The sequence below is a fragment of the Burkholderia cenocepacia genome, assembly GCF_900446215.1.
GTDB classification, from domain to species: domain Bacteria; phylum Pseudomonadota; class Gammaproteobacteria; order Burkholderiales; family Burkholderiaceae; genus Burkholderia; species Burkholderia cenocepacia.
Genome location: NZ_UAQZ01000002.1, coordinates 173,529 through 187,216, shown reverse-complemented (window position 1 = coordinate 187,216; position 13,688 = coordinate 173,529). Strand labels below are relative to the sequence as shown.

Here is a 13,688-nt window from a genome sequence, read left to right as displayed (position 1 = left end):
GTTGTGTTTCTGCGTGGCGCTGGCGCGGATCGGGCTGCACCGGCCGGCGTGTTCGGCCGGCGCGGTATACAGGCCCCGCATCAGTCTAGAAACAAGTCCGATAACCTTCCAATGAAATATTGGATTGAGCCGATGTCGGAATCGGCATACGTATAAACACCTAAACAACCGACCCGCGTCGTGCGCCGCGGCGCACGGTTCTTGCTCCGTGCGATGGCGGTTCGCACCCCATGTCGGGCGGCTGCCCTTTACGCGAACCCAAAGGAGACAAGCATGATCGCTGCCCGTGAGCGCGGATCGCCGCGCACCGCCGCTACCGGCCCGCGCGTCGCGACATGAAGCGGCCCGCTTCAAATGGCGTTGCGGCGCTGCGCCACGTCGACGACCGCCAGCCCGGCTACACGCGCCGCCGCCTGCGCAACGGCTTCGCGTATTACGCGCAAGACGGCACGCGGATTCGCGATGCCGCGGAAATCGCCCGCATCGACGCGCTCGCGATTCCCCCTGCCTACACCGACGTGTGGATCTGCGCGGACCCGCTCGGCCACCTGCAGGCGACGGGCCGCGACGCGCGCGGCCGCAAGCAGTATCGCTACCACCCGCAGTGGCGGGCGACCCGCGACGCGAACAAGTACGCACGAATGGCCGCGTTCGCGCGGGCGCTGCCGCGCATCCGCGCGCGCGTCACGCGCGACCTGGCGTTGCCGGGCATGCCGCGCGACAAGGTCGTCGCGACGATCGTCCGCTTGCTCGACACGACGCTCGCGCGGATCGGCAACGCGGAATACGCACGCGAAAACGGCTCGTACGGGCTGACTACGCTGCGCAAGCGCCATTTGAAGATCCAGCCCGGCCAGGTGCGGCTGCGCTTCACCGGCAAGAGCGGGATCGAACACGACGTGACGGTCGACGATGCGCGGGTCGCGCGGATCGTGCGGCGCTGCGCGGAACTGCCCGGTCACGAGCTGTTCCAGTATGTGGACGACGACGGCGTGCGCCATCCGGTCGGGTCGTCCGACGTGAACGACTACCTGCGCGAAGCCGGCGGCGCCGATTTCACCGCGAAGGATTACCGGACGTGGGCCGGCAGCGTGCACGCGCTCGGGTTGCTGCGGCGCGTGGAGCACCGCGGCGTCACGCATGCCCGCAAGCAGATCGTCGAAACGGTGCGCGCGGTGGCGGACCTGCTGCGCAACACGCCGGCCGTGTGCCGGCGCTGCTACATCCATCCGGTCGTGCTCGACGCGTTCGAGTCGGGCGCGCTCGCCACGCTGGCGGTCCGGCGCTCGCCGCGCGGCCTGCGCGCGGATGAAGCGGCGTTCGTCGCGTTGCTGGTGTCCGCGAGCCGGCGCGCGGCGAGATGACCGTCCACGCCGCGCCCCGCCCGCCGGGGTGCAATCCGGGCGACGTCCCCGCGTGTCGTTTACCACCGGTTTCCGGGCGCATGACCGATAGCCGCTCGCGCCCGTTTCTCTAAACTGGTTCGCACAATACACCTGCCCGGTGTCGTCCCGCTGCGCGCGTCACGCCACCGGCATCGAGGCATCCCCGAGACATCCACCTTCGCAGTCCGCCGGCCCGCACGACCCCGCTGCATTCCCGCCGGCCGGTTGCCAAGGCCATTCCAGGAGAGTTCATTGAGCCCGTCGCAAGCGCACCCCGCGAAAGCCCGGTCTTCGCGCAAGTCCGTCAAGCTGGATGACATCACGATCGTCGACCCTGCCGTCCTCAAGCGCGCGGTCGGCGCGATGGCGTTCGGCAATGCGATGGAATGGTTCGACTTTGGCGTCTACAGCTATATCGCCGTCACGCTCGGCAAGGTGTTCTTCCCGTCCAGCAGCCCGTCCGCGCAGCTGCTCGCGACCTTCGGCACGTTCGCGGCCGCGTTCCTCGTGCGCCCGCTCGGCGGCATGGTGTTCGGCCCGCTCGGCGACCGCATCGGCCGCCAGCGCGTGCTCGCCGCGACGATGATCATGATGGCCGTCGGCACCTTCGCGATCGGCCTGATTCCGAGCTATGCGTCGATCGGCATCATGGCCCCGATCCTGTTGCTCGTCGCCCGCCTCGTGCAGGGCTTCTCGACGGGCGGCGAATACGGCGGCGCGGCAACCTTCATCGCCGAGTTCGCGACCGACAAGCGTCGCGGCTTCATGGGCAGCTTCCTCGAATTCGGCACGCTGATCGGCTATACGCTCGGCGCGGCCACGGTCGCGCTGCTGACGGCCACGCTGTCGCAGGACGCGCTGCTGTCGTGGGGCTGGCGCGTACCGTTCTTCATCGCCGGTCCGCTCGGCCTCGTCGGCCTCTACGTGCGGCTCAAGCTCGAGGAAACGCCGGCGTTCAAGAACGAGGCGGAAGCACGCGAAGCGGACGAACGCGCGCGGCCGAAGCAGCGCTTCGCGACGCTGCTCGTCGAACAGTGGAAGCCGCTGCTGCAATGCGTGGGCCTCGTGCTGATCTTCAACGTGACCGACTACATGGCGCTGTCGTACCTGCCGAGCTACCTGTCGGCGACGCTGCACGTTCGCGAATCGCACGGGCTCTTCATGGTGCTGCTCGTGATGGTGCTGATGATGCCGATGACGCTGTACGCCGGGCACCTGTCGGACAAGGTCGGCCGCAAGCCGGTGATGATGGCCGGCTGCGTGGGCCTGCTCGCGCTGTCGGTGCCGGCGCTGATGCTGATCCGCACCGGCGGCATGCTGCCGATCTTCGGCGGGATGCTGATCTACGGCGTCCTGCTGTCGACGTTCACGGGCGTGATGCCGTCCGCGCTGCCCGCGCTGTTCCCGACGCGGATCCGCTACGGCGCGCTCGCGATCGGCTTCAACGTGTCGGTGTCGCTGTTCGGCGGCACGACGCCGCTCGTCACCGCGTGGCTCGTCGATCGCACCGGCGACCTGATGATGCCCGCGTACTACCTGATGGGCGCGTCGTTCATCGGCATCGTGTCGGTGCTTGCGCTACGCGAGACCGCGCGCCAGCCGCTGCCCGGCTCCGGGCCGTGCGTGGCGAGCCGCGCGGAAGCGTTGAGCCTCGTGCGCGGCGGCGCCGACGAAGCGCGTGTGCGCGACCGGAGGTTCACACCGGCCAGCGAGCGCGCGTAACGCAGGTCGATGCGACGCCGCGCGGCCTGCGCGCATGTCGCCGGTCGCGCGGTCGTCAGTTCGCGTGCAGTGGCTGCGCGTCGAACCAGTCGAGCAACGTGCGCGTGACGAACGCGGGATTTTCCAGGTTCGAAATATGGCCGGCGTCCGGCACCAGCGCATGCGCGCAGCCGATCACGCTCGCCATCTTCACGGTTTCCGACGGCGGGCGCGCCATGTCGCCCGCGCCGCACATCAGCAGCGTGCGTTCCGCGTCGAGTTCGGCCAGTGCGGACAGCGTGTCGGGCCGGCCGAAGATCAGCCGACCGAGCGGCGCGATCGATTGCCGCAACCGGTCGGCGGGCAGGTTCGCCAGCGCATCGCGAAACGCGGTCGGCACCGGATCTTCCAGATTCACGTCCGGCCGGAAGAACAGCGGCACGATCGCGTCGAGCAGCGGCGGCGCGATGCGGCCCGCGGCCTCGATCGCATCGAGCATTCCGAAGTAGCGGGCGCGCGTCGCATCCGGCTCGGCGTCGAGCGACGCGTCCATGATCACCAGCGAGCGCACGCGCTGCGGCTCGCGCAACGCGAGCCGTGCGCCCCACATGCCGCCGACGCTGAGGCCGACGACCGCGCACTGTTCGATTTCCAGCGCGTCGAGCAGCGCGCTCGCCTGCGTGGCGAGATCGTCGAGCGTGTGCGTGCCGTCCGGCAGCGCGCCCGATGCGCCATGCCCCCAGAGGTCCGGCACGATCACGCGATACCGGCGCGACAGTGCGTCGATCTGCGGCGCCCACATCGTGGCATCCCACAGATAGCTGTGCCCGAGCAGCACCGGAAACCCGGTGCCGTGATCGAGGTAATGCAGGGTACTGCCTTGAATGCCGTGTGCGGGCATGCTGTCTCCGGGAGGTCAGGACTCGGCGGTGGCCCGGAACCGGGCGTCGCGGTCGGCGGCGTTCCGTGACGAACGCGAAGCGGCGCATCATCGCACAGGTTGCAGGTATTGCGCATGACGCCGCGCACGACGCATTCGCCGGGCCGCGCTATCCGACGCGATACATCGGCAGCACGTTGCTGCCGGCCGTGTCCTGCTCCGGCGCGAGCGCGGGGCACGCCTGATCGAGCAGCCAGTTGGTCAGCACCGCGATATCGAATTCGTTGCACGCATCGGGGTTCTGCACGAGCACGTAGCTGCCCGACGCAACGGTGCAATGCGGGAACAGCTCGACGAGCCGCCCCTGCTTCAGCAGCCCGTCGACCAGCGGCCGCCTGCCGATCGCGATGCCGTGCCCGTCGACCGCGGCCTGGACCAGCTGATCGTACTGGCTGAAGTGCAGCGCGCCGGCCGGCCGCAGCCGCGGCACGCCGAGCTCCTTCAGCAAATGGCTCCACCCGTGCCACGGCCATTCGCCGCGCGGGTCGTCGAGATGCAGCAGCACGTGCTTGTCGAGATCGGCCGGCTTCATCGATGCGGCGTCGCCCATCGCCGTCAACAGGCTCGGGCTGCACACCGCCACGACACGCTCGCGAAACAACACGTCCGTATCGTCGGTCGACGTATACGGGCCGGCATAACGCACCGCCAGGTGCAAACGTTTGCGTTTAAGATCTTCAATTTCGCTCGTTGCCGACACGCGCACGTCGATGTCCGGATAGCTGGCGCGGAACGAACCGAGGCGCGGAATCAGCCACAGCGCGGCGAACGAAACGGTGGTCGACAACGAAATGGCGCGCTGGCCGACGCTCGACGACAGCTTGCCGACCACCGATTCCAGATCGGACAACGCGAACGAGATCGCGTCGTACAACTCGCGCCCCTTGTCGGTCAGCGTGAGCGAACGAATGTGCCGATGAAACAGCTCGATCCGGAGCTGCTCTTCGAGCGCCTTGACCTGCCGACTCACGGCCGATTGCGTGACGTTGAGCTCCTGCCCCGCACGCGTGAAGCTTAAATGGCGCGCCGCGCATTCGAAGCCTCTCAGGAAATCCAGCGAAGGCAGACTTCTCAATCGCTTTGCCAATCTCACATTAGCCATACCGCCGCCTCAAAGTTGCACCCATCGACAGACAAGTTGCCGTTCGTCTCCCTGGATCGTCTCTCCTATTTGGATTCGGAAACGATTTTATATTGAAGCATGGATGCATATCATTCTTATTTTCAATCGTGACACTTGTATTTATCTATCATTTTTATCGCATCGATACGCTTACACGAACATTATCAAGTAGTGATTTTGTAAATTAATATGCGAACGAATCGAGCGTACCAAACGGGTTGATAAATTGGCGTAAAAACAGGCGATTGCCGGCAAAATTCGACGTCATCACATCCATATCGACGTCATGACAGAGGAATCATCCGATGCCTACAAATCGATTTCAATCAGCCGACTTTTCATTTTATTTTCCGGATTGCGAAAACAAACAGTCTGCAACATACATACAAAATGCCATTCAAATCCGGAATTTAGCGTTTATTAAAATATACTAAACGGATGAAATCCGGTATTTTCATGCCGCCTCGTGAAACTGACGAGCCGATTATGTCCGGAAATGCATAATGCGCCGGCCGGCAGCGCCGGTCGGTGTGCATTCGATGCGCATGTCGGGCGGAATTCGGGCCGCGCCGCGCGACGACCGTCAAGATGAATCCGCTACGGACCGTCCGCCGCGCCATTCGCGCGCGCGGTCACTTCGCGGCGATAGCGGTTCAATTCCTGCGCGGTCGCGAACGTGCGCTCGAACAGGATCGACAGGTTGTGCAGGATCCGCTCGACGACCTTCTTCTCCCACTCGCCGTCGAACCGGATCTGCTCGTCGAGCCAGCGCTCGAGCCATTCCGGATCCGGCAGACGCGACTGCACGGTGTCGCGCGGGAACAGCGCCTGGTTCACGTGCAGGTTGGTCGGGTGTAGCGGCTTCTCGGTGCGGCGCGCCGACGCCATCAGCACGCCGATCTTCGCGAATGCGGCACGGGCGACGTCGCCGCAGTTGTTCAACGCCTTCTTCATGTAGCGCAGGTACGCGCCACCATGACGCGCTTCGTCGCGCGAAATCGTTTCGTAGATCTGCTTGATGACGGGCTCGGTGTGCCAGTCGGCCGCGCAGCGGTACCAGTGGTTCAGGCGGATCTCGCCGCAGAAGTGCAGCATCAGCGTCTCGAGCGGCGGCGCCGGATCGAACTGGAAGCGCACCGCGTGCAGTTCCTCTTCGGTCGGCACCATCTCCGGCTTGAAGCGGCGCAGGTATTCCATCAGCACCAGCGAATGCTTCTGCTCCTCGAAGAACCACACGCTCATGAACGCGGAAAAGTCGCTGTCGTGCTGGTTGTCGCGCAGGAACATTTCCGTCGCGGGCAGCGCCGACCATTCGGTGATCGCGTTCATCTTGATCGTCTTCGCCTGCTCGTCGGTGAGCAGCGAAGCGTCGAACTTGTCCCACGGAATGTCCTTCTCCATGTCCCAGCGGACAGCTTCGAGCGACCTGAACAATTCCGGATAGAGCATCGTCGTCACCGTCGTCGCAACGCGTGGCGCGGTCATGCCGATTGGGTCGAGGCCGGCGCGGCCGCTTCGGCATCGGGCTCGCGATCGTCCCGGTCGTCGTCCACCGCACGCGGCGACAGCCGGCCGCGCAGCAACGCAGAGTAGAACTGCCGATACGTGCGGTGGTAATAGCGGATGCGCGGCGCGATCGCGCCATGCAGGTCGTGCAGCCGCTCGATCGGCAGGTTCGGCATCATGTGATGCTCGACGTGATAGTTGTTGCCGTTCGTGAACCACGTCATGAACGCGTTGCTCTCGATCGTCCGCGTGTTGCGGAACGGGTCGGTGCTCGTCAGGTCGCAGCGGTAGTGTTCGGGCATCTCGACCAGCGCATGCACGGGCGCCGCGACCGATACGAGCGGCACGACCCACACCCAGACGACGAACCACGTGTGCAACGCGAACGACAGCGCGGCCAGCAGCGCGATCGCGGCGGCCATTAGTAGGTAGTCGCGGCGGATCGCGCGCGACACGAGCGCATTGTCGCCGAAGCGCGCGCCCGGCACGACGAGCTTCGCGACGCTCTTCGCGAACTGGATATAGTGCGCGGCCATCGACAGCCGCCACATCCACAGCCCGACGTTGACGACGGGGCGTGCGCCGTACTGGTCGCCGTAGTCGAAGAACTCCTTGTTCTCCGGTGTGCCGAGCAGCCGGTGATGCCGCAGGTGGCTGTCCTGGTACGCATGAAACGACACGAGCATCGGCATGCCGAGCAGCACGCCGAACACCATGTTCAGCCGCTTGCTGCGGAACCCCTGGTAATGCAGCGCCTGATGCTGCAGCTCGACGCCGTGCGCGTACATCGCGCCGATCAGCAGGATGCCGACGATCTTCAGGATCACGAGCGTCGACAGCGCGAACATCATCCCGTGCGCGATGAGCGCGACGTAGACCGCCAGCTTCAGCGAGAAGACCACGCCGCTCGGGCGGCTCTTCATGTCCGCAACCGGTTTCGGACGGGCGACAAGCGATGAGGTGACGGACAAGACGCTCTCCTTGAGCCGGACTGCCCCGGCACGATGACGCGGCGACGCTGGCGCGCTGCCGGGTTGCAATTCTTCTGTGAGTCGATGTTTCGGACAAACGAATTTTCCGAACGCATTGCATGACGCCTGCGCATGAGCGCACCACATCGTGAACTAGACGACCGGTCGAATGAGACCGACCAGTCACCTCGTGGATGCGCGCTGCTCATGCATAGCCTGCATAGATTCCGTTTGTCGCCGCCGATCGATCCGGCAAGAATCCTCCTCACTCGACGAACGGCGCCGCCGGCACCGTGGCGCGAGCGGCCGTGTTCCTCAAGGGGAGAATCCTCGTGACGAAGTGCGCTTCCACCATTCACCGTCTGATCGAATCGCTCGAGGACGTCGCGGGCGCCATGCATCGCATGACGTTCGTCGACGACGCGGGCCACGAAGCGGGCATCACGTACCGGCACTTCGCGGAAGCGGTGTTTCGCCAGGCCGGCGCGCTGCGCGAGCTCGGGGTGCGCGAGAACGACCTGGTGATGCTTGCGCTGCCGGCGTCGGTCGAGCATGCGGTCGCGATGATGGCGTGCGTGATGACGGGCGCGCTGCCGTGCACCGTGCCCGTTCCCGCGCGGCGTGCCGCGGCCGGGCGGCAGGTGGCGGACGTCGCGTGCGAGCTGTACCGGCCGCGCCTCGTCATCGCCGCCGACGCGCAGGCCGCGGCCTGGCGCGACGACGCGTTTCCCGCGGCCGCCACGCGCGTCGTCGATCTCGCGACGCTGTCGAGCGCGGCGGATGCCGGCGCGCGCGCACTGATCAGTTCGAAGAGCGGCCGCGATCCGCATCATGTGCAGCTCACGTCGGGTTCGACGTCGCATCCGAAAGCCGCGGTGCTCAGTCACGAGAACGTGATCGCGAACGTGCTCGGCATCGGCGGGTCGGTGCGCTTCGACATCGCGGCCGGCGACGGCACCGCGTCGTGGCTGCCGCTCTATCACGACATGGGGCTGCTCACGCTGCTGTCGAACCTGCATTACCGCGCGCCGTTGCTGATGATGCAGCCGAACAGCTTCATCCGAAATCCGCTCGGCTGGCTCAAGCGCATCGCGTCGGCGCGCGCGACGACGACGTCGGTGCCGACCTTCGCGCTGCGCTACTGCGTGCGCCGCTTCAATGCCGCCGCGATGGATGGCGTCGACCTGTCCGCGTGCCGCAACATCTTCATCGGCGGCGAACGCGTCGACGACGCGACGCTGCGCGATTTCGCCGCGACGTTCGCGCCGTACGGCCTCGCGGCGTCGGCGCTGCAACCGTGCTACGGGATGGCCGAATCGACGCTCGCGGTATCGATGCATCGTGCTTGGCACGAAGGCGCGGTCGACGGCGCGCCGTACGTGATCGCCGATACGCTCGACCGGCGCGCGCTGATCGAGCGCCGCGACGCGCAGCCGGCCGCCGCGAACGATGGCCAGGACACGGAGACCGAAACGGTGCTCGCGATGGGCACGCCGATCGACGGGATGGCGTTCCGCATCCTCGACGACGGCGACCACGCGCTGGCCAATCGCGCGGTCGGCGAAGTCGCGATCCGCGGCACGTCGGTGATGCTCGGCTACCTGAACCCCGACGACGGCACGATCGCCGCGCCGCTGACGGCCGACGGCTGGTTCCGCACCGGCGACATCGGCTACGTCGCGGACGGCCAGTTGCATATCCTCGGCCGCAAGAAGGAAGTCATCATCATTCGCGGCAGCAACTATTTCCCGCACGAGATCGAGGAAGCGTTGGCCTCGCACAGCGCGCTGCGCAAGAGCACCTGCATCGCGTTCGGCCTGCCCGATCCCGAAACCGGCACCGAGCGGCTGGTCGTCGCGATCGAGGCGCGGCCGGTCGACGCGACGCCGCAAACGCGCACCGAGTGCCAGCAACTGCTCGCGTCGCGCATCGGCTTCGCCGCGCAGGATCTGTGTTTCGTCGAGCCCGGCTCGCTGCCGCGCACGACGAGCGGCAAGCTGCAGCGCCTGAAGTGCCGCGATCTCTATGCGAACGGCGCGTTGCCGGTGATCCCGGCATCGGCCGCCGTCGAAGCGGGCCAGGGAGCGTTCGCATGACGGCCGCCCCGCTCGACTCCGTGCTCGAACTGCGCGACGTCACCCGCGTGTACGAAGGCGCGGGCCGCGTCTCGCGGTGCGCGGCGCGACGATCTCGATCGGCCGGCGCGACGTCGTCGCGCTCGTCGGGCCGTCGGGCAGCGGCAAGAGCACGCTGCTCAACCTCGCCGGCTTTCTGGACGTGCCGAGCAGCGGCGAACGCTGGCTCGAAGGCCGCCGGATCGACGACGCGCCGGACACGCTCGAACGGATTCGCCGCGAGCGCATCGGCTTCGTGTTCCAGCAATTCAACCTGATTCCGGTGATGTCGGCGCTCGAGAACGTCGAGCTCGGCTGCTTCGCGTGGGGCACGCCGCGCACGCGGCGCGAACGCGCCCGCGCGATGCTCGACGCGGTGGGGCTCGCCGCGCGCGAACGGCACCGCCCCGGCGAGCTGTCCGGCGGCGAGCAACAGCGCGTCGCGCTGGCCCGCGCGCTCGCCAAGGAGCCGGCCATCGTGATCGCGGACGAGCCGACCGCGAGCCTCGACAGCGCCAACGCGCGGGCGGTCGCCGAGCTGATCCTCGACACCCAGCGCACGCTGGGCACCGCCTTTCTGATTGCGTCGCACGACGATCGTCTGTGCGCGCACCTGCCGCGCCGCATCGAGATGCGCGACGGCGTACCGGGAGTGAATCGTGAACTGGTCGACGTTTGCGTGGCGTAACCTCTGGCGCAACCGGCGCCGCACCGTGCTGACGATGGCGATGATCGGCGTCGCCGCGTTCGCGTCGAGCCTCGCGCTCGGCTACGTGATCGCGACGTTCGACGCGGTGCGCGAAGGCTCGATCGACAGCGGCGTCGGCCACGTGCAGGTGCTGCATCACGGCTATCTCGACCTGATCGGCGAACGGCCGCTGCAGTACGGGCTGAGCGCCGACGAACAGGCTGCCGCCACGCAGGCGATTGCAAAGCTGCCCGGAGTCGCGACGACCGCGCGCGGCATCGACTTCGACGGACTCGTGTCGAACGGCGATCTCAGTTACGGGTTCGTCGGTGAAGGGATCGAGCCGAACCGCGAACCGCCCGGCTTCTTCGACTATCACACGGTGCTGTCGGGCCGCTACCTGTCGCCGACGAACGCCGGCACCGAAGTCGTCGTCGGCGCCGAGCTCGCGCGCAAGCTCGGTGTGCACGTCGGCTCGGTCGTGCAGCTGATGGCGTCGACCGCGCACGGCGGGATCAACGCGACCGACGCGCAGATCGTCGGTGTGATGAGCACCGGCAACAAGGACGTCGACGAGCGGATCGTCAACGTGACGTTCGCGGCCGCGCAGGCGCTGCTGCGCACCGACCGCGCGTCGCGCATCGCGGTGTTCCTCAAGGACACCGCCGGCACGCCGGCCGCCGCCGCGACGCTGCGCGCCGCGCTGCCGACGCTCGACGTGCGGACCTGGGACCAGCTGGTATCGCTCTATCACCAGGTCGTCGCGCTGTACAAGAACCAGTTCTCGGTGTTCGGCGCGATCCTCTGCGTGACGATCCTGCTGTCGATGAGCAACTGGATCCTGATGAGCATCGTCGAGCGCCGCCGCGAGATCGCGACGCTGCGCGCGCTCGGCGTGCCGGCCGCGACGGTGCGCAGCGTACTGATCCAGGAAACCGCGCTGCTCGGCCTGCTCGGCGCGGCCGCCGGCATCGCGCTCGCGCTGCTGACGATGGTCGCGCTCAATCACGCGCAGATCCACCTGCCAGCGCCGCCCGGCCGCGTGAAACCGATCCTGCTCGAATTCACCGTGTCGCCCGTCGCCGTGGCTGCCGTCGAAGCCGCGTTCGTCGTGCTCGGCGTGGCCGCGGCGCTGCTCGCGACGCTCGGGCTCGCGAAACGCAACATCCTCGAAGGACTCGCCCCATGAATCGCATTCGTCTCACGTTCGCCGCGTTCGTCGCGTGCGTGCCGCTCGCCGCCCACGCGGCCGACGCGCCGCCGGCGCAGACCATGCTCGCCCGTGCCGACGCTTACCGCAGCACGGCCGCCGATACGCAGACCAACATCGAGATCACCAACGAAGTCGGCGGACAATCCGGCGACGCGACGCGCTATCTCGTCTACACGCGCGGCAACGGCGACACGCTCGCGCTGACGCGCAGCGGCGAGAACGACGGCCAGAAATACCTCGCGACGACGCGCGGGCACTGGTTCTACGTGCCGAACACGCGCAGCGCGGTGCGCATCAACGGAATGCAGCGGCTGCAGGGCGAAGTCGTGATCAGCGACATCACGCGCACGCACTGGGCGGACAGCTATCGCGCGACGGTCGCGCCCGGCACGACGCCGATCGCCGGCAAGCCGGCCACCGAGCTCGACCTGACCGCGACCGATCCCGACAACGTCTACCCGACGATCAAGCTGTGGGTCACGCCCGATACCGACGTGCCGCTGCGCGCGCAGTTCTTCCTCGCGAGCGGCCTGCTGTTTCGCAGTGCGGATTTCTCCGCGCCGGTCGACGCGAACGGCCGCAAGGTGATCCGCAAGATCACGTATCGCAACGAGGTCGAGAAGCAGCGCGCGAGCGTCGTCGACATCCTCGACGGCCAGCCGCGCAAGATTCCGTCGGGCTGGTTCAATCCCGACACGCTCGCCGATGGCCAGTGAGTACGACGCCGATGCCGACGCTCATCGTGACCACCTTCGTTCATCGCCCGAGCGCGCCCGGCGCGGCTGGCCCGGTGTGGCGCTCGCCATCCCGCTCGCGCTCGGCTGCACGCTCGCGCACGGAGAATCGCTGATGGACCAGCTCGGCACGCTCAACGGGATCGGCTACGCGCGCTCCGTCGACAGCATGGACGGCCACGCGCTGCTCGGCCGCCTGATCGGAGATTCGCCGCGCAACCAGCAGGAAGCCGGGCTGCTCGCGCGCATCGACGGCGAGAACCTGTTCGTGAATGCGCGCGTGGTCGCCAGCAACCATTCGCTCGGCGCGCAGGCGAGCCGCTTCAACGAAGCCGGCGTGCGCTACGCGTTCGACAACGGCATCACGCTCACGGCCGGCAAGCGGATCGATACGCTCGACACGTCGCAGGCGTTCTTCCCGCTCGGCTTCTTCCAGAAACGGGCCGCGACGGCCGACATCTACGATCGCTACGGCGACGTCGAAGGCACACCGCTCGTCGAAGCGAAATGGGCCGGCGAGCAGACCACGCTGCAGTTCATCGCCGGCGAGAACCGCACGCTGCGCAACGACGTCGACAACCGCGACGTCGAAGGCGCGACGCAGCTGGTGCGCGGCGCGTACAACTGGTCGGGCGGCTCCGCCGCGCTGCTCGCCGGCCGTCACGCGGGCCGCGGCGGCGCGGGCGCGACGCTGTCGTTCGACGTCGCGCGCTCGAACACCGTCTACGCGAGCGCGTGGCTCGAACGCGGCACGACGCGGCCGCTGCCCGCCTTCATCGCGAACGGCACGTCGCTCGATTCGGCGGCTGCGTACGACGCCGTCGATCGCCGCAACGATCGCCAATATATGTGGCGCAGCGCGCTCGGCATGCAGAGCGCGCTGCCCGGCAACCTGTCGCTGATCGTCGAGTGGTCGCACGACGAAGCGCGTTACGACGCGAGCCAGTGGCGCCGGATGGTCGGCGCGGTGCAGGCGAACAATGCGCTGCTGCCCGTCGCGCCCGGCGCCGCGCTGGCCGGCCTCGGCGGCACGGCCAGCTTCGTGAGCGTCGACGGCAGCCTGCGCGACTACCTGTTCGCGCGGCTCGGCAAGAAGGTTGGCCGCATCGAGTATTCGCTGCGCGGCGTCTATTCGCCGCAGGACAAGGGCCTGCTCGCGATCGCGCAGGTCGTCGCCGACGTGAACACACGCGTGAGCGTCGATGTCGCGCTCACCCATGCCTTCTCCGACAGCCAGTCCGAGTACCGGATGGTCGGTCTCGGCACCCGCATCGACGCCGCCGTGCGCGTGCGTTTCTGACAGGAACCCTGCC

General features: G+C 67.3%; 11 protein-coding genes. 7 read left to right on the top strand and 4 right to left on the bottom strand.

Annotation, left to right across the window (positions count from 1 at the left end; all coding sequences use genetic code 11):
- The first annotated feature begins 335 nt into the window (after positions 1–335).
- Together DTA15_RS10035 and proP are read left to right on the top strand one after the other, a co-directional pair.
- Positions 336–1,364: a DNA topoisomerase IB gene (locus DTA15_RS10035; RefSeq protein ID WP_006482240.1), complete on the top strand. Its 1,029-nt coding sequence runs from the start codon at positions 336–338 to the stop codon at positions 1,362–1,364.
- Between the two features lie 273 nt (positions 1,365–1,637).
- A complete protein-coding gene (proP, locus tag DTA15_RS10030; protein WP_006482246.1) occupies positions 1,638–3,107 on the top strand; it encodes a glycine betaine/L-proline transporter ProP in 1,470 nt (489 codons plus the stop codon).
- A 55-nt stretch (positions 3,108–3,162) separates the two neighbouring features.
- On the opposite strand, the gene DTA15_RS10025 is transcribed toward proP, so the two are convergent.
- The 4 genes from DTA15_RS10025 to DTA15_RS10010 form a co-directional block, all read right to left on the bottom strand.
- On the bottom strand, positions 3,163–3,987 hold the full coding sequence (locus DTA15_RS10025) for an alpha/beta fold hydrolase (protein ID WP_006482236.1): 825 nt from the start codon (positions 3,985–3,987) through the stop codon (positions 3,163–3,165).
- 148 nt (positions 3,988–4,135) lie between these two features.
- A complete protein-coding gene (locus tag DTA15_RS10020) occupies positions 4,136–5,128 on the bottom strand; it encodes a LysR substrate-binding domain-containing protein (RefSeq protein ID WP_006482230.1) in 993 nt (330 codons plus the stop codon).
- A 618-nt stretch (positions 5,129–5,746) separates the two neighbouring features.
- Complete coding sequence (locus DTA15_RS10015; protein WP_034178508.1) at positions 5,747–6,607, bottom strand: ferritin family protein; 861 nt, start codon at positions 6,605–6,607, stop codon at positions 5,747–5,749.
- A gap of 23 nt (positions 6,608–6,630) precedes the next feature.
- Positions 6,631–7,578, bottom strand: coding sequence for a fatty acid desaturase family protein (locus DTA15_RS10010; protein WP_006482247.1), 948 nt, complete (start codon positions 7,576–7,578; stop codon positions 6,631–6,633).
- A gap of 380 nt (positions 7,579–7,958) precedes the next feature.
- On the opposite strand from DTA15_RS10010, the gene DTA15_RS10000 reads away from it, so the two are divergent.
- From DTA15_RS10000 to DTA15_RS09980, 5 genes are all read left to right on the top strand, one after another.
- Positions 7,959–9,722 carry a fatty acyl-AMP ligase gene (locus DTA15_RS10000; protein ID WP_006482233.1) on the top strand — a complete coding sequence of 588 codons (1,764 nt, stop codon included), beginning with the start codon at positions 7,959–7,961 and terminating at the stop codon, positions 9,720–9,722.
- A gap of 76 nt (positions 9,723–9,798) precedes the next feature.
- Complete coding sequence (locus DTA15_RS09995; protein ID WP_006482229.1) at positions 9,799–10,428, top strand: ABC transporter ATP-binding protein; 630 nt, start codon at positions 9,799–9,801, stop codon at positions 10,426–10,428.
- Positions 10,400–11,617, top strand: a complete 1,218-nt coding sequence (locus tag DTA15_RS09990; RefSeq protein WP_006482237.1) for an ABC transporter permease — start codon at positions 10,400–10,402, stop codon at positions 11,615–11,617. Before DTA15_RS09995 ends, DTA15_RS09990 begins: the two co-directional genes overlap by 29 nt.
- Complete coding sequence (locus tag DTA15_RS09985) at positions 11,614–12,357, top strand: outer membrane lipoprotein-sorting protein (protein WP_006482245.1); 744 nt, start codon at positions 11,614–11,616, stop codon at positions 12,355–12,357. The genes DTA15_RS09990 and DTA15_RS09985 overlap by 4 nt, the downstream gene beginning before the upstream one ends.
- The gene (locus tag DTA15_RS09980) at positions 12,347–13,675 is read left to right on the top strand and encodes a hypothetical protein (RefSeq protein WP_012493699.1); all 1,329 of its coding nucleotides are present in this window, start codon (positions 12,347–12,349) and stop codon (positions 13,673–13,675) included. Before DTA15_RS09985 ends, DTA15_RS09980 begins: the two co-directional genes overlap by 11 nt.
- The last annotated feature ends 13 nt before the right edge of the window (positions 13,676–13,688 follow it).

Excerpts from the sequence above, each read along its gene's own strand:
- DTA15_RS10035 (WP_006482240.1), top strand. The coding sequence starts at position 336 with ATGAAGCGGCCCGCTTCAAATGGCGTTGCGGCGCTGCGCCACGTCGAC.
- DTA15_RS09980 (WP_012493699.1), top strand. The coding sequence starts at position 12,347 with ATGGCCAGTGAGTACGACGCCGATGCCGACGCTCATCGTGACCACCTT.
- DTA15_RS10025 (WP_006482236.1), bottom strand. The coding sequence starts at position 3,987 with ATGCCCGCACACGGCATTCAAGGCAGTACCCTGCATTACCTCGATCAC.
- DTA15_RS10020 (WP_006482230.1), bottom strand. The coding sequence starts at position 5,128 with ATGGCTAATGTGAGATTGGCAAAGCGATTGAGAAGTCTGCCTTCGCTG.
- DTA15_RS10010 (WP_006482247.1), bottom strand. The coding sequence starts at position 7,578 with ATGAAGAGCCGCCCGAGCGGCGTGGTCTTCTCGCTGAAGCTGGCGGTC.
- DTA15_RS09985 (WP_006482245.1), top strand. The coding sequence starts at position 11,614 with ATGAATCGCATTCGTCTCACGTTCGCCGCGTTCGTCGCGTGCGTGCCG.